11 protein-coding genes and 2 pseudogenes are annotated in these 18267 nt (G+C 64.6%); 9 read left to right on the top strand and 4 right to left on the bottom strand.

From position 1 onward, the window contains the following. A pseudogene (locus tag ACYVOO_RS13515) lies at nucleotides 1-331 on the bottom strand (maturase); the annotation flags it as partial. A 523-nt stretch (nucleotides 332-854) separates the two neighbouring features. Continuing rightward, a complete protein-coding gene (locus tag ACYVOO_RS13510; protein WP_461015911.1) occupies nucleotides 855-1085 on the bottom strand; it encodes a hypothetical protein in 231 nt (76 codons plus the stop codon). Nucleotides 1086-1260: 175 nt separating this feature from the next. Here ACYVOO_RS13510 and ACYVOO_RS13505 point away from each other — a divergent pair, with 175 nt between their 5' ends. Beyond that, nucleotides 1261-2703 carry a hypothetical protein gene (locus tag ACYVOO_RS13505; RefSeq protein ID WP_461015910.1) on the top strand — a complete coding sequence of 481 codons (1443 nt, stop codon included), beginning with the start codon at nucleotides 1261-1263 and terminating at the stop codon, nucleotides 2701-2703. After that, a complete protein-coding gene (locus ACYVOO_RS13500) occupies nucleotides 2700-3224 on the top strand; it encodes a GNAT family N-acetyltransferase (protein WP_461015909.1) in 525 nt (174 codons plus the stop codon). The genes ACYVOO_RS13505 and ACYVOO_RS13500 overlap by 4 nt, the downstream gene beginning before the upstream one ends. A gap of 317 nt (nucleotides 3225-3541) precedes the next feature. Here ACYVOO_RS13500 and ACYVOO_RS13495 read toward each other — a convergent pair whose 3' ends face one another. Beyond that, on the bottom strand, nucleotides 3542-4687 hold the full coding sequence (locus ACYVOO_RS13495; RefSeq protein WP_461015908.1) for a DNA cytosine methyltransferase: 1146 nt from the start codon (nucleotides 4685-4687) through the stop codon (nucleotides 3542-3544). Between the two features lie 499 nt (nucleotides 4688-5186). Here ACYVOO_RS13495 and ACYVOO_RS13490 point away from each other — a divergent pair, with 499 nt between their 5' ends. Genes ACYVOO_RS13490 through ACYVOO_RS13480 form a run of 3 tightly spaced genes read left to right on the top strand, consistent with a single transcriptional unit; the run spans nucleotide 5187 to nucleotide 13503 of the window. Beyond that, nucleotides 5187-7019, top strand: a complete 1833-nt coding sequence (locus tag ACYVOO_RS13490; RefSeq protein WP_461015907.1) for a hypothetical protein — start codon at nucleotides 5187-5189, stop codon at nucleotides 7017-7019. A gap of 44 nt (nucleotides 7020-7063) precedes the next feature. Next, complete coding sequence (locus ACYVOO_RS13485) at nucleotides 7064-8470, top strand: hypothetical protein (RefSeq protein WP_461015906.1); 1407 nt, start codon at nucleotides 7064-7066, stop codon at nucleotides 8468-8470. Then, entirely contained in the window at nucleotides 8467-13503 is a 5037-nt protein-coding gene (locus ACYVOO_RS13480) for an FtsK/SpoIIIE domain-containing protein (RefSeq protein ID WP_461015905.1), read from the top strand. The genes ACYVOO_RS13485 and ACYVOO_RS13480 overlap by 4 nt, the downstream gene beginning before the upstream one ends. Before the next feature lie 571 nt (nucleotides 13504-14074). Here ACYVOO_RS13480 and ACYVOO_RS13475 read toward each other — a convergent pair. Next, nucleotides 14075-14536 (bottom strand): very short patch repair endonuclease, encoded by a 462-nt coding sequence (locus tag ACYVOO_RS13475; protein ID WP_461015912.1) that lies wholly within the window; start codon nucleotides 14534-14536, stop codon nucleotides 14075-14077. A gap of 718 nt (nucleotides 14537-15254) precedes the next feature. Here ACYVOO_RS13475 and ACYVOO_RS13470 point away from each other — a divergent pair. The 4 genes and pseudogenes from ACYVOO_RS13470 to ACYVOO_RS13455 all read left to right on the top strand — a co-directional run. Further along, the gene (locus tag ACYVOO_RS13470) at nucleotides 15255-15842 is read left to right on the top strand and encodes a hypothetical protein (RefSeq protein ID WP_461015904.1); all 588 of its coding nucleotides are present in this window, start codon (nucleotides 15255-15257) and stop codon (nucleotides 15840-15842) included. Nucleotides 15843-16353: 511 nt separating this feature from the next. Then, nucleotides 16354-16875 carry a hypothetical protein gene (locus ACYVOO_RS13465; RefSeq protein WP_461015903.1) on the top strand — a complete coding sequence of 174 codons (522 nt, stop codon included), beginning with the start codon at nucleotides 16354-16356 and terminating at the stop codon, nucleotides 16873-16875. Between the two features lie 83 nt (nucleotides 16876-16958). Continuing rightward, nucleotides 16959-17690, top strand: a complete 732-nt coding sequence (locus ACYVOO_RS13460) for a GAF and ANTAR domain-containing protein (RefSeq protein WP_461015902.1) — start codon at nucleotides 16959-16961, stop codon at nucleotides 17688-17690. A 152-nt stretch (nucleotides 17691-17842) separates the two neighbouring features. Beyond that, nucleotides 17843-18267: pseudogene (locus ACYVOO_RS13455) on the top strand (hypothetical protein); the annotation flags it as partial.

Raw genomic sequence — 18267 nt, 5'->3', positions numbered from 1 at the left:
TCACTTCGCCGACAAGTTTGTCCGACCAGGACGGCATACCGAGCGGGCGTGTCTTTCCGTTGGGTTTCGGAATGTGGACGCGACGCACGGCGCGGAAGCGGTAACGCTCGTGGCGCATGGCCTCGATGATGCGTCCGATCTTTGCCTCGGACATGCCATCTGCGGTTTCCCCGCAGACCCCGGGGGTCATCGCACCGTGGTTGGCGTAGATGCGCCCGTAGGCCAGCAGATACAGGTTCGGATTGAACAGCTGCCGATACAGTTCGTTGCACGGCAGGCCGTGCCTGCCGCGTTCACGCAGGACATCAAGTACCGCTTCGGCGCTCTGCATTACGCATACCTCCCAGTATCGTGATGTCCGAATCACCTGGCCCCCTTCGCCCTGTGGACGGCTTTCCCGTCCTCCTTGGCAGGCCGTTGCTCCTGCGACTACTACGGGGCCTCCGTCACCTTGGGACTCTCATCCTTTAGGTGATCCCATGTTCGTCCCTGTTGTACGTGTCTAGCGCGACTTAGGCGCCCCACTCATCTCCTTGAATTCCCTCACTGGGAATCATTCCGCGATCCGAAGGGTGCGGTGGATACGCATTCACTCCACCGCAGGATGCGGCGCCGGTGTCACGTGTGGGTTTCCGGCGGATGCTCGCTTTTCATCCTTTGGAGATTGGGGTTCAGGCAGTTCAGCTTTCGCCATATCGCACGGGCCCCTCAGTACCTCGCTTCCACACGTGAACACGAGTACTGATTTTCTGGCATGCTGCTGTCCCCTTCACCTTTCGACTCCAGGTAAGCCATCGGGCCCAGAAACCTCCCTTCAGTTCCTCCCTGTTGAACCGGGGATACAACAGAGCGCCTCATGGCGCACGCGCGTTGGTCACCAGCTCGGTCAGCAGCAGCTCCACATCCCCGACCAGCTCGGGACGACGCCAGTAGACGAGCCCCGCGCGGACGATGCGGCGCAGCCGCCCCGGCCAAGCGCAGTCGGCTGCGGAGAGGCCGCCCGTCTCGGGGTCCGTGCGGCGCTCGAAGGACACCTCCAGCGCCGTCCGCAGGCCGTCCCGCTGCGGGGTGAACGCGAATGTCATGCCGCTCCTCCGATCCGGGCGTCCCCATGTCGTCCGCTGGCGGATGCACCAGGGGACAGCGCGGCCAGGGGGCACGGGGAGGGGTGATCGTCGCGAAGAGTGCGAACATCCGGCAGCGGCTGCGAAAAGCCGCGAATTCGCGCTCGCCGCTACCGCGTTGACCTACCGTCGAGGCGTGAGGACTCTCCGCAACGCCGCGCAGGGTGCGCGAACCGTGCCGGACGAGCAGAACGCGAACCGGGCACTGACGGGCGCCCTGCGTCGCGCCGGGTGGTCACCACGCGCTCTCGTACGCGCACTCAACCCGCGGCTGGAAGCAGTCGGCGAGCCCACACTGCACCTCACCGCCGCCCATGGCTGGCTACGTGGTGGCCGCCCACGCTCAACCACGGTCCGCCGCCTGACCGCCACGCTGTTGACCGAGGCCACAGGAGCACCCTGCACCGCTGCCGAACTGTGGGGAGACGAGCCCGCCAGCCTCGCCGACGATGACTGGGTCGCCACCGACGGCCTGCTGGGCCGACGCCCGCTCACCGAGATCCTGGCCACCGCCACCGCCTGGACCACCACCGACCCACGCGAACAGGCCGCCCTCCGGCCGGCCGCCGAGGAACAGCTCTTCAGCGCCGTGTGGGACGCCACCCACCAGGGCCCCACACAGAGCCCGCCCGGTTCCCGCGAGGATCAGGTCCTTCCGCCCCTGATGGACCTCCTCGAAGGACACCTGCGCGACCTTCGGCGCCTGGACGACACAGCCGGAGGCGGCGCCCTGTCCCAGCGATATGTGCGTACCGAACTGGTCGGCGTCCTCGACCTGCTGCGCAACAGCCGCTACACGCCGGACATCGGCGTCCGTCTGCTGGCCACGGCAGGCGGAATGGCGCAGCTCGCCGGGTGGATGGCCTTCGACGCCGACCTCGCCGCACCAGCACAGCGCTACCAGTTACTGGCCATCCGGCTCGCGCACGCCGCCGGGGACGAGCACGGCGTCGCCAACGTCCTGGGCATGCTCGCCTACCAGCACGCGGCCACCGGCAAGCCCTCAGCCGCCCTGCGCTTCGCCGAAGCCGCCGTGGAACGCACCGCCCGGAGCCTGCCGACCGTCCGCGCCCGCGCCTTCGGGCGCCTGGCCACCGCACACGCCGCCGTCGGCGACATCGACGCCTTCCGTGCCGCCACAGACCGATGCCGGAACCTGCTGGAGCACCGCAGACCGGACGACCCACCGGCCCTGTACTACTTCACGGCCGAGCAGGTCGCGGCCGAATCCGGGCACGCACTCGTCGAACTCGCCGCCACCAACCCGATCCAGGCCCGACGGCTCCTGGCCGAGGCCGCCCAGATGCTCGCCCCGCTGACCGACCACGGGCCGACCAGCGGCTTCAAACGCTCTGCCGTACTGCACGGCATCCACCTGGCTCGGGCGTACGCCCTCACCCGGGACGCGGAGGCCACCGCGAACACTCTCCGCCGTCTCGCGGGGCACGTGCCCGACATCCAGTCCATCCGGTGCCGCAACCTGCTGGGCCGCCTCCGGCGACACGTGGGTACCCACCTGCACTCCGCCGTGGGCACGGATGCGCTCCACGCCGTGGACAGGGCACTATCGGATGCATGACGCAGCCCAGCTCCGCCCCACCGTGCCGCTCAGCCGAGCCCTCCCTCACGGTGGTCCCCTACAGCCACCCCGAGGCACGGCGCCTGACCTGGGAACTGCACGCGGAACAGGCCAGCGTCTACGGCTTCGCCGACGCACCCGACGACACACCGGCCCGCGACTTCGAACTGCCCCGCGGCCTGTTCGTCATCGCCCGCACGCACGGCGCCTCCGAAGCCGTCGGCTGCGGAGGATGGCGCCTGCTGACACCACAGACCGCAGAGATCAAGCGCATGTACGTGGCAGCCTCCGCCCGAGGTCAAGGGCTGGGGCGCCAGATACTCAGCTTCCTGGAGGACGAGGCCGCCGCCCACGGCGTCACCCAACTGGTCCTGGAAACCGGAGCCCGCAACCACTCCGCACTCACCCTGTACCGCAACAGCGGCTACCTGCCACGAACGCCATACGTCTCGGGACGCGACACGAGCGTGAACCGCGCAATGACGAAAACACTGTTCCACACGGGACTCAACAGACGGTGAGACACGCCTGACCAGAGCAGCGGAAAAGCCCAGCTCCTGAACCTCAGTTCGCAGCACCTTGCCCGGCACCGTCACCACGATCAAGCTCCGTGACGTGGCAGTCCAGGTGGAGATCTAGGCAGGGCTGCAGCGGACCACAGCAGGCGAGTAGCTGACTGGACACCTGGCCAACAAAACTGACGATGAGACGGGTACTAGGAATTAAGAGCACGCGAAAAAACCGTCAGATCCTGCGCAGCAAGTGATTCCTTTCCGCCCTGAGAGCGGCTTGCGCGTCACGCTTCAATGCCCTCGAATGGAATAAACCCGGTACAGGCTTAGCAGGCGAGATCGACAGCAGCGCCAGCAAAATCTTCTTCTTGCATCTGGGGCGAATCGTCCTTCACCTGCAGAACGTCGGCGTCGAATAGCTTGGCCGTCAGCGCCTCGGTAAGAGGCGGGGGTACGGCATTGCCGATGATGACCTGAACCTCGGTACGAGTCAGCTCGTAGCGGGGCCTCGCCCTCTCGTCGACGAACTTGAAATAGTCCGGAAAGCCCTGGATGCGCGCAGCCTCATGGGCAGTCAAGCACCGAGGTACAGCAGGGTGGACAAATCTTCCGCGCCCCATCGTCGCGAAGCCGCTTGTAATAGTCTGAGACGGACGGTCCCACCACAAGCGACCATACATTGAGGTGTAATTGTGCTCGCCTTGGTGACACTCAGGGCGCTCTTCGTTCGGCAGATTATGCTCATCGTTATCGAAAAGGTACTTCATACGTCGCTGGTTATCCGCGCTGGGTACGGCAGCTTCATCAAAGAATGACTTCGGCTGAACATCGAGTAGGTCGCCGATCGCCCAACGCAGATCATGGGGTCTGGCATTGTGGTCTTCAATCTGCAGCAGGTCAGCGGCCGAAAAGCCAAAAGGAAGCGCGTCTTCGCGGACCGCCAGCAGTATGTGGCGCTTGCGTGTCTGGGCGACCCCCAGCTTGAGTAGATCGATACGCCTGGTGGCGACATCGTATCCAAGCTTCTTAAGGTGAACGATGGCGCGGGAGACCACCTGCTGCTTGTCGTTGACAACGGCCAGCACATTCTCGATGACAACTACGCTGGGGCGCAGAACCTCCGTGGCGCGAGCCATACGCAGGTACAGCCGGTTCTTGGGATCATCGCGACGGGTGTGGTTGTTAAGGTTACTGTGCCCTTGACAGGGCGGCCCGCCGATCAGGAGCCCCACCTGGCCCACCGCGGAGAGGGTCTCGGCCTCCTGAGCCGTCACCGAGGCTCCTAGGTCTCCGTCAAAGTAGGACTCGACAGTTCCTCGTTGGACGTTGGCCTTGGGAAAGTTGGCCTTGAAGACCTTGATGGGGGCTGCCTCAAAGTCAACTGCGAGACGAACATCAAGCGAGACCCCATGCTTGTGGGCTGCCTGGGCAACACCGAGGGCGAGGCCACCGCAGCCGGCGAAGAGGTCCACGACCCGCAGGGAGCCGACTCCCCTCTCAAACTTCGGCCGCCGCTTGGCTCGCAAGGGAGACCGCTCACCCACGTGTGACCCCCATCTGCGCTTGCTTGTAGTACCGGCGGAACGAGCGGTCATCGTACTCGATCAACGGTGAGCGCGCGCGGTAGACCGATACCCAAGTGTCGCCTGACCTGCCGATCAGGACAGTCCAACACCTCGCCTCCCGGCCTCACAGCCCCTGGGCAAGCTCATCAACGGCCACCAGCTGCAGCGCTGCGCCACCGCAGCGTCGGCAAAGCCGACGTCCCGCACGTCTCAAACGGGATCGCAGTCAACGTTGCCCACCTCAGCACCAAGCACGATGATCAAGGTTCTTACCAAGATCCCCGGCACACCTGCGCTGGCGAACCAGACGCATTTCAGCCCCCGACATGCACTTTGATCTACCGTCAGGAGCGCTGACAGCTAGAATTCCGCAGCGCTCCCGGACCGGTCGACGAAGGACAGCAGCATGCCACTAGAGGTCAACAAACACGTCCAACGGATACGTCGTTACCAGCCGTTCGACGTCGACACCTCTGAGATGATCTACGAGCTGCAGGCAGACTGGACGCAGTCGCTGTTCCCCGTCGTAACACTGAACTACCTGTTGAACGCTATCGAGCGACCGACTACGAGGACCATCGTCCTCACCGGAGACGCCGGGCATGGCAAAACGAGCCTGTGCGCCAGCCTGCTGGCCCACCTGCGGGTCGAAGCGGAGACGATCACCCCAGAAGTCCGAAAGGCAGTTTTCCGCGAACTTTCCGAGGCCGGAGACGCTAGCCGCCCTATCGGCCGCACTCGTAACGAACGCCCGCTGTACATCCTCAAGGATCTCAGCGAGCTCAGCCTGCGGGCTGGCGCCCACAAGCTCGTGGAACTGCTTGCTCCTCCAGACGGCGGCGTCGCAGTCATCTGCGCAAACGAGGGTCAGCTACGCAAGTGCGTCGCCGAAGACGACAACCTCAACAACGGTGGTACCGGGCGCGCGAAGATTCTGGTGGAGACCCTCACGGGAGGCATTGCCCGCGGCCAGGTCAGCGATGACGAAGGCGCCGTCACCGTCATCAACCTCAACTACCAGTCTGTAGCGCCCGCCAGTGCCAACGGCGGGCTCATACCGTGGGTCTTGAAGCAGTGGACGACGACGCAATGGTCGCGATGGAAGCCCTGTGAGACCTGTGATGCGCGGAAGGTCTGTCCGATCCTGGCCAACCGCAACGAGCTAAGCGATCCCACGCGCGGGCCTCAGCGCCGATCGGCGATCCGGGACGTGTTCGCCGCGACCGAGCAGACCGGGGCCGTAGTCACGACCCGACAGGCTCTCTCGGTAACTAGCTATATGCTCACCGGCGGCCTGTCCTGCGAGAACGTCCATGCCAAGTACCAGCGGTCGCACTCGAACAGGTTGTGGCAGGCTCCCCACTTGTACCACCAGGCGCTCTTCGGTGATCGGCTGACCCAGCAACAGCGTCATCTGGTTCCTGCCTTCTTCGCGCTGCGGAAACTGGACCCGGGCAAGGTCTCCCGTCGCCAGGTCGACGACCAGCTGGATCCGGACACATCTGGCGACTTCCCTCCCGCGGACGCCAGTACCTACTTGCAGAAGGTCCGTACGAACCGGGATGTCCAGAAGCAAGCCGAACAGCTGCGGGGCCTGTACACGTTCCTGCGACGAGCTGACTTCTTCAATAACGACGACGACAAGGACCGGTTCGCCCGCATGGGCCTGCACGCCGGTGACGACTTCGCCCGTGTCCAGGACAAGAACCGGGACCCGGCGGACACCAGGGTGCGAGACCGCTTCCTCAAGGGCCTGGAGGCCGTTCAGGGCATCCACCGGGCGGGGAGCAACCCTGACTTCTTCATACTTGACCCAGCCTTCTTCACCCACCGCGCCCGCGCAGCCGTGATCTCCCGGCGAGTGCCCAGCAAGGGCGTTGAGGTCGTCGACCAGGTCACCCAGTGGCAAGAAGAAGGCCGTACCGGCGTCACCCCCGAGATGCAGAACGCCGTCGAGTGGCTCAACCGGGCCATCTACATCCGCATCCCGGCCGTTGACCCCGACCAGGGCGCAGTCTCGGTAGAAGCGGACCTTCTGCGCTTCGAGTTGCTGACGCGGTGGGCCGCAGGACTGCGTAGCGAGGTCCAGCATGAAGCAGAGATCCGCGGGCTAAGTGGCTCCTTGGCGGAGTTGGCTGACTCCTCCAACAGAGACGACGAGATCCAGGTACTGGTGGGCGACGTCATGCGGAAGCTCATGATCGACATCGGTGACAAGATCAGGTCGGTGCGTGCGTGATGGCTGATCGTTCTAAGGCAGAGGTCGTCCTTCGTCTCTTCGGGGTGAATCTCGAACAGCAGGGCCGCGGTTTCTATGTCCCGCTTGAGATGCTTGCGATCGCTCGCGGCGTCTACCTCGCGCATAAGGAAAGCCCAGAGAAGTTCGCCGGACTTCTGGACAACAGGGCCGAAACGGCCTACAAGAGGACCTCGCACGACCTGGCCCGGCGGATCGCGACCAAGGCCCGCATCGTCGAGGGTGACGAGGAACTCAGCAAGGCTGTCGAGCTGGACTCGTCTGAGACTATGGAAACGCTACACGCCTTGTTCTCGTCTCTGTTGGTGGAGATTCCCGGGCGTCGCAGCCAACCCAGTTGGTTTGGTGCGCACATTTACCCGTTCGTGGGCGAACTCATCCACTACGACGCGGTCGAACGGCGAATCAAGCAGAGCGATGCCTCCTCAAAAAGTAGCACTAAGAAGCGCAAACAGGCTGACAAGGTCACTCCTGGTATCAATGCTCCAAGTATCGAGCGCTACCTCTTCCGCGATGGTGGCAGCTGGGCCTACAAGGTTCTACGCAGCGACTCAGACACCAGCCGCAAGGAAGCGACTCGACAGGGCCTGCACGACCTCGTGCAAGACAGCGGAACCCCATTGGGAAATCTGGCCAAAGCACTCAGCGCGCACGACTTCGACTACGACGAAGTGCCTGTGGAGGGCTCAGACGCAGGAATCAGACTGCACGAGGATCTCAGCCCGTGGCCTGACCTGCTGAGGGAAGGGGCCCGCAACATCGTCGTTCGAACTGCGACCGTCCCTAGGGCGAAGCGCACAGAGAGCCTCATGCACTGGGTCCCCTACTGCTTGGCACGCCACCAGCTGCAACTGGCGCGCCAGAAGCTCGGCGCTACCGATCACGAGTCGATCCTGTTGGACTTCGGCAACGAGGCAAACCCACTGCGCAGAGAGTCACAGAAAAATCTCTCCGGCTTCCGCAATGACATCGTCAGCGCGATCAACATCCAGGCTCGGGAAATGATCGACGAAATCAAAGCCGAAGGCGACGAGGGCAAGAAGCGCCGCTACGAAAGATTCACTAAGGAGGCTGGCAACGCGGTCGCCTCGCCCCGGGCGTTCTTCAGCGAGACCCTCGCCGCTGTGGGAGCCCTGAATGCCACGGTCGGGCGCCGACACTTCACCATGAAGCCCCCGATGCTAGAGAGCCTGGTATCTGCCACCGTCCCGCAGGGAACGGAGATGGAGTTCGACCAGTTGTGCGCGCTGCTGTACGAAAAGTACGGGCTCGTAGTGGAGAACAAGGTTGCGGCTGCGGGCCCGTTGGCCTACGAGGTCGATCCATCGGTCCTTGACCACAACGGCAAGGCGTTCCGGGAGAAACTCGCCGCTATCGGTCTGCTCACTCAATATTCAGATGCAACCAGCATGGTTCGAGGGGAGCCCCGGTGACCGACAGCAGCATCCGAGCACTCGGTCGATTCGTCGCCGACGAGGCTCTTCGCAAGGTCACTGAGATCAGCGGAGCCCGTGCCGTCCTGCGAGTCAGCGGTTTCGACCGGCCGACCGTGACCGAGGCTCTCCGTCGCACGGCTCAGCGGCTTTCGGAATCGCCGGGCCGTCAGGTTGTCGTCAAGGTTGGCACCTCTGAGCCGATCGTAGACGTACCTGTTGATTACCTCCTGGATCCGCAGGACCAACTGACCAAGTGGCGCAATTCGGGACAGGGCTCGGCAGTATTGCTCTTCGAGTGGGGGCAGTCTCCGGACGCGCAGGGGCTGGCAGCCATGAACGCCCTTGACGATGCCACGATCCTGGGCGACTACCACGACGCCCCCGGCGAGCGCGGGTTCGACAGGTTCATGGCAGAAGCATGGCGGGAGGCGGATGGCATCGGCACCGTTCCGGCCCCGATGGCCACCTTTCTGCCGGAGATCTGGCGTGCCATCACCGACGAGGAGCCCCGTTCCTTGCACCGCTGGGCGGCCTTCCTGGTCGACACCGCGCAGAGAGTCGCAGCAACTCAGGTTCACACCCCTGGCGTGGTCTATCCGGAGATCTCTGCAGCTTTGCCCGCCCTTGACCTCTTGCCGGACCGAGGACTCTTCCTCAGGCCCGCCGCACTGCCCGCCCGAATTAAGAAGAACGTCTCGGTCAGTGCCTTCAAACAGCCCACCGGCAAGGAAATCACCGAGGACGAGCTGATAGACCGCATCACCACGACCGAGTTCAGTGAGGAGTCCCTGAAACACATCGGTACGGACTCCGAGACTGCTAAGACGCGCATGCGCAGCCTCGTACTCAACCTCAACCGCAGTGGCTCTACCCCGCGGGATTCTCGTCAGCTGCGCCACGAACAGGACCTGACTCTCTGGCTTGAAATCTTCGAGCAGAAATCCAAGAAAATTGGCCTAGGCCAGCAGGTCCGGCAGGAGATCGATAGGACCGCCGCGGAGCGGGTCGATGAGTTCGACGCCATGATGATCGAAGAGGCGCTTGACCACGGAGACCAGGAATCCGCACAGCGCTTCCTTGACGAGGCTCCCGTCGGTGGGGCCGAACCGCTGGCCGATCTACTGTCCAAGCGGTCGCGCCGCAAAGTCGAGAAGCTCGCCTTCCCGGACTCTCAGTTCGTCCAGGACCCCCTGCGTGCCCTGTTGCGGGAGCTGACCTACTTCTCTGACGAAGAGGAAGGCTCCGTCGTCGTCGGGGTTGAAGGCAACCAGGACACAGGTCGGTGGAGCCGCTGGCTGTTCGCTTTCTTGTACGCACGCACCCTGCGCGATGTCCAGGACTCCACAGGTCTTCGCCTGACCCTGGAGGTCAAAGACTGCCTGCTGGACCTGACCAAGCCGCCTCTGCCAGAGGAGGATGAGCCGTTTGATCCGAACACGGAGTGGTCCCCGCTGCGTCTCCTGGTCGAGATGGACGGCGCCGCCCAGCGGCGCTTTCGCTGGGACCCCCTGGCCATCCCTGGGCAGATCACACTGGCGGCCCTCATCCATGGCTGGCGAACCCCTCCTGGCCATACGACCGATCTGTCCTTCGACACCTTCCTCGAGAAGTTCAATGACCCCCGGCAGTGGCAGGCCGACGAGCCTCTGCCCATCCCTGAATCACATTTCGCTGGTCAGCTGGAACGCCTCAAGCTGGAGCACTTCGAGCGGTTCTCCGACGGACTTGACGCTGGGAACATCAATGACTACGTACGCGAGTGGGAAAGCGGGCTCCGCGAAGCTCGCGCCACCCTGGTTCCCGACAACGCTCCGAACACAGACCTTGAGGCCGTTGTTCTGACCGATGTCATCGGGCTGGCCGATAACCGCATGATGATGCTGGCCACCCACCCGCTGAAGCTGCGCTGGCTGGCAAAGAACTACGCGGAGGCCGCCGACAGCATCAAGACTGCCCTGAACAAGGTGGGAGGTCTCAGCCTCAACCAGGAGAATGAGGACCTATTCTTCGACGCCATCGACCGCATCTCCCCTCATGGAACACCGGCGGTCCTCGTTGGGCCTGGCGGCACGATCGCCATCCCGATGCGTGAATCGGCCGGGCACGAGGAGTATGCCCCGGTCCGCCACGGCGGCAACGAGTCCAAGGAATGGCTCTCCAGCGTTGACGAGACCGCGATCGACGAGATGGTCCGCGTCATCACCGACTACCTGGTGACCTACCCCCACAAGCTTGACGGCCTACGCGTACTGCTTTTGGACCGCAACGGCGATCCTGTCCTGCCAATGCGCGTGGCAAAGCAGGTACGGGCCAAGAACCCTCATCTCAAAGTCGATCTAGTCGTGCTCGCTCCCCAGGCCACCCATCACGAGATCATCCAGGGTTTCGACCTGCATTTCTCCGGTGCGGAGATGGCCGAGGACAGCTTTCTGCCCGACGTTCAGCTCATTCTGCAGGCATGGGAGCCCGACCAGGAGGCAGACCTGTCAGGGCTGGAAAACACCATCGACCTCGCTCTGGCTCCGGCGCTGTTCGGCACCCAGACCAGTATCAAAGAGAGCACCAAGAAGGAATCCTTGTCAGGCTCCTTCAACCCCTGGAAACATCCGGCCTCACACAACCTCGCTCAGACCAGCGAAAACGTCGTGAGAGCGCTGTTGCCCGAGACTGCAGACGAGACTCTTGAGTCCTGGTCCACCCTGTGCGTGCGCTACGACCGCCGTTCCCCGGTCTCCCGGGAGAGCGTCGACGGCATCGACTACTTCGAGATGCAGGTGCAATTCGACCAGCACCTGGACTTGTTCGCCACTCTGCACCGCGTGGCCCACTGGGTCGTCACCCTCGACAGCTTCATCGGCCGTGAGCAGATCGATGCCCTGCGCAACCGCCCTGACGTCATCCTCGTCAAGCCCAGTGTCGGCAAGAACGAGTCCTACACCCTCATTGTCAGCTCGCAGACTGGTCGGCAGTTCGTCGTCCAGCGACTGCGACGCCGCCTGGAGCAGATCGGAGTCGTCACCCCGCAGGACTCCGACGGCACCGCTAAGCGGATCTACGAGGTCAGCCGCAACGTGGCCCCTGGCGCCGTGCTGCGCTCCCTCGGCATCGGAACCACAGTCAACGAAGTCGTCGGCCTGGTCGCCACGCGATTTGTCGTCGACCAGCAGTTTCCCGTTCCTCGGCAGGGTACGAGCCTAGTCACATGGATCAGCTTCGACGAGCACCACCGCTGGTTCGGTCGCGGACACAAAACCCGTGCCGATCTGGGCCGGTTCGTGCTTACCGTTCAGGACAACGGCACGGTTCGCCTGGATGTCCTGGTCGCCGAGTCCAAGTTCCGCCAGACCTTCGATATCGGCTCTGCCGAGGAACAACTCAACCGCACCACTGACCTGTGCGAAGATGCCTTCCGCTCGGGCGGCGAGGCCCGCCACGACCGACCCTTCTGGCTGGACGAGCTTGCCGCCGCGATCGCTCAGACCAGTGGAAACGCCCTTCAGGCTGCAGACCTTCCAGCTCGTACCATGATCGGTAACGACGACCACCGTCAGGTTGAGGCGAAGGTCCTTGACGCCCTGCGCTCCGAAGGCGCCCAGCTCGGTCAAGTCACCGGCGTCGCCGTAGCCATCTCAGCCGAGGAAGACCAGCCGGCCCCCGCTGTCGGAAGCCTCGGCAAGCACACGCTGGTGAGGCTGAACAAGCACGAGCTACTGAACCTCATCGGCGCCCTGCGCGCCAACCAGGACCCCGCCAATGCTGATCCCCTTGTTGTCCCCGGGGACAACAAGGGGACAGTGAAGATTCCCGGCACTGTCGTCAAGACCCCCTCAGCAGTCACTGCAGCCGGACTGTCCACCACCCCGGAAGAACCGGCACCACCGGTCAAGGCTGCCGGAGCGACTGCTCCCACGTGCGAGACAAGTCCGTTGGTTGCACGGCACCCCGACGCCGAGGTAGATCCTCTGAAAACTCACCGCGGTGGGCTCCAGGAGGAGGAACTGAGGCTTAGATACAACACGATCGTCGATGTCTTCGCCCGCCACAAGGTTGCGGTCACCGCCCCGGAGATCGACAAGTGGCAGGAAGGGCCTGGCTTCTACATCTTCCGATTCATACCCGATCCTGGGGTCACCGTGGACAAGCTGACCAACCGACGCGACGAGATCTTCTTGGCTCTGGCGTTGCCCTCAGGGTTCAGCATTCGCACCCGAAGCGACCGCGGCTCCGTGCTCTTCGAGATCCCCAAAATCGACGACGAAAAGTACGGGGTCGACGCCAAGACGCTGTGGAAGCGGTGCCCGCCCGATCCGAAGAGCCTAATCGCCCCGCTGGGCGCGGACATTGAAGGCAACCCAGTCACCATTGACCTGTCCTCCGCGGACTCACCGCACTTGTTGGTTGCCGGTACTACCGGATCAGGAAAGTCCGTCGCCCTGGACACGATTCTCAAGGGCTTGGTCAGGTACGACGAGAGCACCCTGCGACTCCGCCTCGTCGACCCCAAGGGCACCGAGCTTGCCGACTTTGAGGACGACCCTCACCTTGATGGCATGATCGGTATGGACGCCGCCGACGCCATCGAGATTCTTGAGGAAACCGTTGAAGAGATGGCCGTGCGCTACAAGGACATGAAGGCGATCCGCACACGCAAGCTCGTCGAGTACAACGCCAAAGTCGACAAAGAAGACCGAAAGCCCTGGATCGTCATCGTCTTGGACGAGTACGCCGACCTCACCAGTGATCTTGAAGAGAAGAAGAAAATCGAAGGGCTTCTCAAGCGCCTGACACAGAAGGCTCGCGCTGCGGGCATCCATGTCATCGCAGCTACACAGCGCCCGAGCGCGGACGTGATCTCGACGACCATCCGCTCCAACTTCCCCGCTCAACTCGCCCTGCGAGTCAAGACCGCGACCGACAGCCGCATCATTCTGGACGAGACAGGAGCCGAAGCTCTCGCTGGACAGGGCGACGCCTTTCTGCACACGACCAAGGGCACCATACGGTTGCAGGTTGCCTATGGCGGGACCTGACCCGGCTCCGCCATGTTTGATTAGCTCCATCTCGTTGGGGAGGGCCTGGTAGCTGGGCGAAGAAGGCAAGCTATCGGCCCCACCGTCGACAGGGCGCCAAAGAAGCACGGCGGTGCCGAGCCTAGCCTAAGCGTGTCAAAGGAGTATCAGCGAAGCCAGGGGAGCCTCGGAGTCAGCGATCAGGCCACAGAGACTGGAGGAAATCGGCTGCACGCAAGCTCGGACCGAGATTGGCTGTCAAGATGACTGCCCGGATCCAGGGCCGCAAGCCGGAGGAGCGTGAGTGTTGGAGGACCGGCGGCACAGTACGCACCGGCAGGGCAACGCCTTTCCGCCCACTTGTTGGGTAGGCGGTAGATTGATCCATCGCATAAGTTCTGCGCAAATAGGGCTCACGCACCCAGTTCGTGGAAGCCACAGGTGGTCACGACGGCTAACGGAAATGGAACGCCCCACAGGCGCCGTCCAGATCATCAGCCGTCGTGAGAAGATCGGGCAGCGTATGGCCACGCGAGTCTTCTCGCTGAACCAAGCGAAGATCAGCCAATCGCTGCAGCCGACGACTCGACGGTCAGAGGGTCTTCTTCGGATACTTTGAGGCTTCGGCCTCCTGCCGCCGGGCGGCCACGGCCTCTATGACATTAGCGGCACACGCCTCTGGTTTGAGGTGTTCCCAGAAGCGGAGCACCAGCCAGCCTGCCTCCGCGAGACGGTTGTCTGTGTCCTGGTCGCGCTGGATATTCCGGCCGATCTTGTCCTCCCAATACGGCCGGTTCGTCTTGGGCATCACGAAGTGTTCCGGACAGCCATGCCAGAAGCAGCCGTCGATGAAGACGGCCACCTTCACAGGGCGGAAGACCATGTCGGCCGTGCGGCGCATCTTCGGGAGCGGCTTTGCAGCCACCCTGTAGCGCAGGCCAGCGGCGTGCACAAGTGAGCGGAGAAGCAGCTCAGGTGCGGTATCGCGACTCCGGTTGCCCAGCATGCTCCGCCGGTTCGCCGCCGAAGACGCCCACGACCCCTCCGGCGGCATCCAGCGGTTGGCCAGTGCTTCTGATTGTCCTTGCTCGCTCATGTTAGAGGCAGCTTCCTATAGGTCGTCCGGTCTGGCGAAGACCCACTCCTGTCTGTCCAGCTCTATATTCGGCACTCTCCATGGCGGGGGCGGACAGGCGCCCGCCTGGCACTGGCCGACTCGCCTGAAACCGCTACTGGCAACCCGAGCACTACATCGATTCGGCCGTTGCTGGAGTAGTTCTCCCGGATCAGCGCCGACGCTCCTCTTGAGCGCAACGACCCTGGGGATACGTTGCGAAGGACGAAGCAATGGCTGTGCACCTTGGGAGCCACCTGGGAGCCGATCCACTCCCCGAGCACTCGTGGGACCACGCGACACCCGCTCCCGCCAACGACGTGACCTGCACGAACACGTTCCATACCGGCCCCGGCTCCACCCGGACCTCATTCGGGACGAAGAGGTCGTGGGTTCAAATCCCGCCACCCCGACAGAGGAAACACCAGGTCAGGCCGACCTACTCGATTTGAGTAGGTCGGCCTGATTGGCGTTTCTGGCCCTCTTGGGGGAAATCTGGGAGGGGATCTTGGAAATCGGCTCCCGAGTCGGCGCCCCGGAGCGGCGCAGGCGGTTTCAGGCAGGGCCTGCCTCAGATGGCGCCCTCTTCGACGGCTCGGCCTGCGTCTGATGCGGCGGTCTTGCCAGCCCTCGTCAACTGCCCTGAAACTCTTGGCTCATGGACCTCAACCGTCTGGGCGCGCACGCCAGGGACACGCTGCGCCGACGCAACTTGTTCGTGAGGCCGGGCACGTCGCGCGGGGTGGTGCAGGTGCGTGTGGGCGATGGCAGTCGTGACGGGTTCCTCATCGGCTGGGTCCAGCAGGAACCGCACCCCTACCTGCGCGGTCTCGCCTGGCAGTCGCACGCGCGAAGGGCCATCAGCGAGCCCGGCTACTGGCAGGGCGAGCGCGTCGACGCCGAGTACGACGACGGGAACGAGGCGGGAGGCGCGGAGACGATCGAGCGGGCCATCCAGGACGTGGTCTACATCGCCTCGTACGGGGATGTCCTGGCCGCCAGCGACCTCGCGTCCGGCAAACGCGGCACCTACGTCGCCACGATGGACCCGGCGCATTCCGAATGGCTGGCGGAACTCGGCCGGCCGACGGGCATGACCGATCTCGGCGGCGGCAGGGTCCGGCTCACCAGTACCGCCGTCGCCTACTTCCGCGGCTCCCCCGGGCACATGCCCTACGTCGACGTCGACGATCTGTTCCACCTCGATCCGATGGACCCGCCGTACCAACTGACCCGCGAGCCCTGACAGCGCGACCTGACCCAGGGCGCAGAGCGGAAGACGGTCGCGCCCAGCGCTGGCCCGGTGCGGCGGTCCGTCCCCGCGACTGCGATGCCGCTCGTTCTTGCGGTACGTTGAAAATTCAGGGCTGCCTCGTGGGATCAGGCCTGATGGTCGAGTCCCCGCTGTTGACACCTCGGGCTTCGGTGCAGTCGGTGCTGCGTCGGAACGGAGCTGGATCATGTGCGGTATGCCCGCAGCCCAGTACGTCCCCCCGCGTGTCTGACCGCCGGGCCATGCGCGTGCTCGAACTCGTGGCCAGGGAAGCCGGACAGCGCGTCGGCGCCATTGATGTGCGGGACGTGTGCACCGCGGCGGTCAAGTCGCTTCCGGTGGACGGCGCCGGCATCTCGATGGCCCTCTCGCCCGCCCTGCGGCACGTACTGCACGCCACCGACCGGATCAGCGGACAGCTGGAGGAGTTGCAGCTCACCCTGGGGAAGGGCCGTGCGTCGACGCCACCAGCAGCGGGCTTCCGGTGCTGTCAGGTGATCTGTCCGCCGTCGAGCCGTACGAGCGGTGGCCCGCCTTCGCCCCGGCCGCCCACGCCACGGGTGCCAACGCCACGGGTGCCGACGCCCTGTTCGCGCTGCCCCTGGGCTCACGGGTCGGGATGCCGGGCGTACTGGACATGTACTCCGCCCGCACCCGCGTCCTGGAGGGGGCCCTCGCCGGCACCCTGGCCTTCGCGGACACCGCCGCCACGCTGCTGCTCACCGCCACCGGCGTCGTCTCGGTGGAAGCCCCCGGGCCGGGCACGATGGAGGACGTCCTCGGGTTTGACCACTACCGGGCGGAGGTCGACCAGGCCGTCGGCATGCTCACCGAACAGATCGGCGTCGACGTTGGCGTCGGCATCGGCGTCGAGGAAGCGGCCGTGCGGCCGCGCGCCCACGCCTTCGCCCACTCGCAGACGGTGGCGGAGGTCGCCGTCGAAGTGGTCGCCCGCCGTCTGCGCTTCGACCCGGACGGCACAGCGCGCGTCCGTGAAGGGGAGTGACCTCTCCGTGTATCCCGATTTCCGACGCCTCGGGCGGCCGAGGACAGAGGCCCTCAGGACCGGGAGTGACGGGAGCGAGCAGCATGGATGAACGCCGTCTGGCTCCCGCCTTCGTCGAGCTGGCCGACAGCCTCGTCGACGACTTCGACCTCATCGACTTCCTGACGCTGCTCACCGGCCACTGCGTGGACACGCTGGAGGTCGCCGCTGCCGGGGTGCTGCTGGCCGACCGCGGCGGGTCACTGCGGGTGATGGGCTCCTCCAGCGACAACGTGCGGCTGATAGAGCTGCTCCAGGTGCAGAACAACAGTGGACCGTGTCTGACCTGCTACCGAAGCGGCGAGGCAGTGATCGTCCCCGACCTGACGGAGGACACGGAGCGCTGGCCGCGTTTCGCCGAAGACGCCCGGCGGCGGGGCTTCACCGCGGTGCACTCGCTGCCGTTGCGGCTGCGGCAGAAGGTCATCGGCGCCCTCAACCTCTTCCACACCGCCACGCGGCCGCAGGACCCGGGAGTCGCCGAGGTCGCGCAGGCGATGGCGGACGTCGCCACGATCAGCGTCCTGCAACAGCGCACCGCCGAGGACCAGAGCCTGCTCACTCAGCAGTTGGAGACCGCGCTCGGCACCCGTGTGGTGATCGAGCAGGCCAAGGGCAAGCTCTCCGAACGCTACGGCGTGAGCCTGGAGGAAGCGTTTCGGCTGCTGCGTTCCTACGCGCGCTCGCACAACCGGCGCCTGACCGAACTCGCCACCGCCTTCATGAGCGGTACCGCACCCCTCACCGACCTCCGCCCCGGCCAGCCCCAGAGGTGAACCCGCGCCCGCACCCGCGCGCCGCCCAGCCCCGCCCCGCCCCCTGCGACCGTCGCCGGGCCCGGAGCTAGGGTGGCCGGGGACGCTCGACGACATCGCAGCCAGCAGGAGGACGGGTGGGATCAGCGGATCCCTCGGCCATACGCGTGCCTGTGGGACTGGATGCCGATCAGTGGGCAAGCCGGAAAGCACCGCGCCGGGTGCTGCTCGTGGTCCACAACGTCACCTCGGCCGGGCGCCTGTTGGACGTCCTGCCGCTCTTCCACGACGACTTCCGCGTGCAGTTGCTCGTCACCTCAACGGGGTCCTCGGCCTTCCAGGGCGGGATCCGGGAGCTTTTCACCGAGCTGGGGCTACCTGTGCTCCCCTGGGAGCAGGCCCTTTCCACACCCGTCGACCTGGCGATCTCCGCGAGCTTCGGGGGCGAACTCCACGCCCTGAAGGGCAAATTGTGCGTTTTGTCGCATGGGGTCGGATATACTAAGAAGCTGGCTAAGCCGCGAGCCGCGAGCCGCGAGCCGCGAGCCGCGAGCCGCGAGCCGCGAGCCGCGAGCCGCGAGCCGCGAGCCGCGAGCCG

It is taken from the genome of Streptomyces daliensis (genome assembly GCF_054782395.1).
The sequence above is the reverse complement of the archived record's forward strand: the minus strand, read 5'-3'. Positions and strand labels throughout refer to the sequence as shown.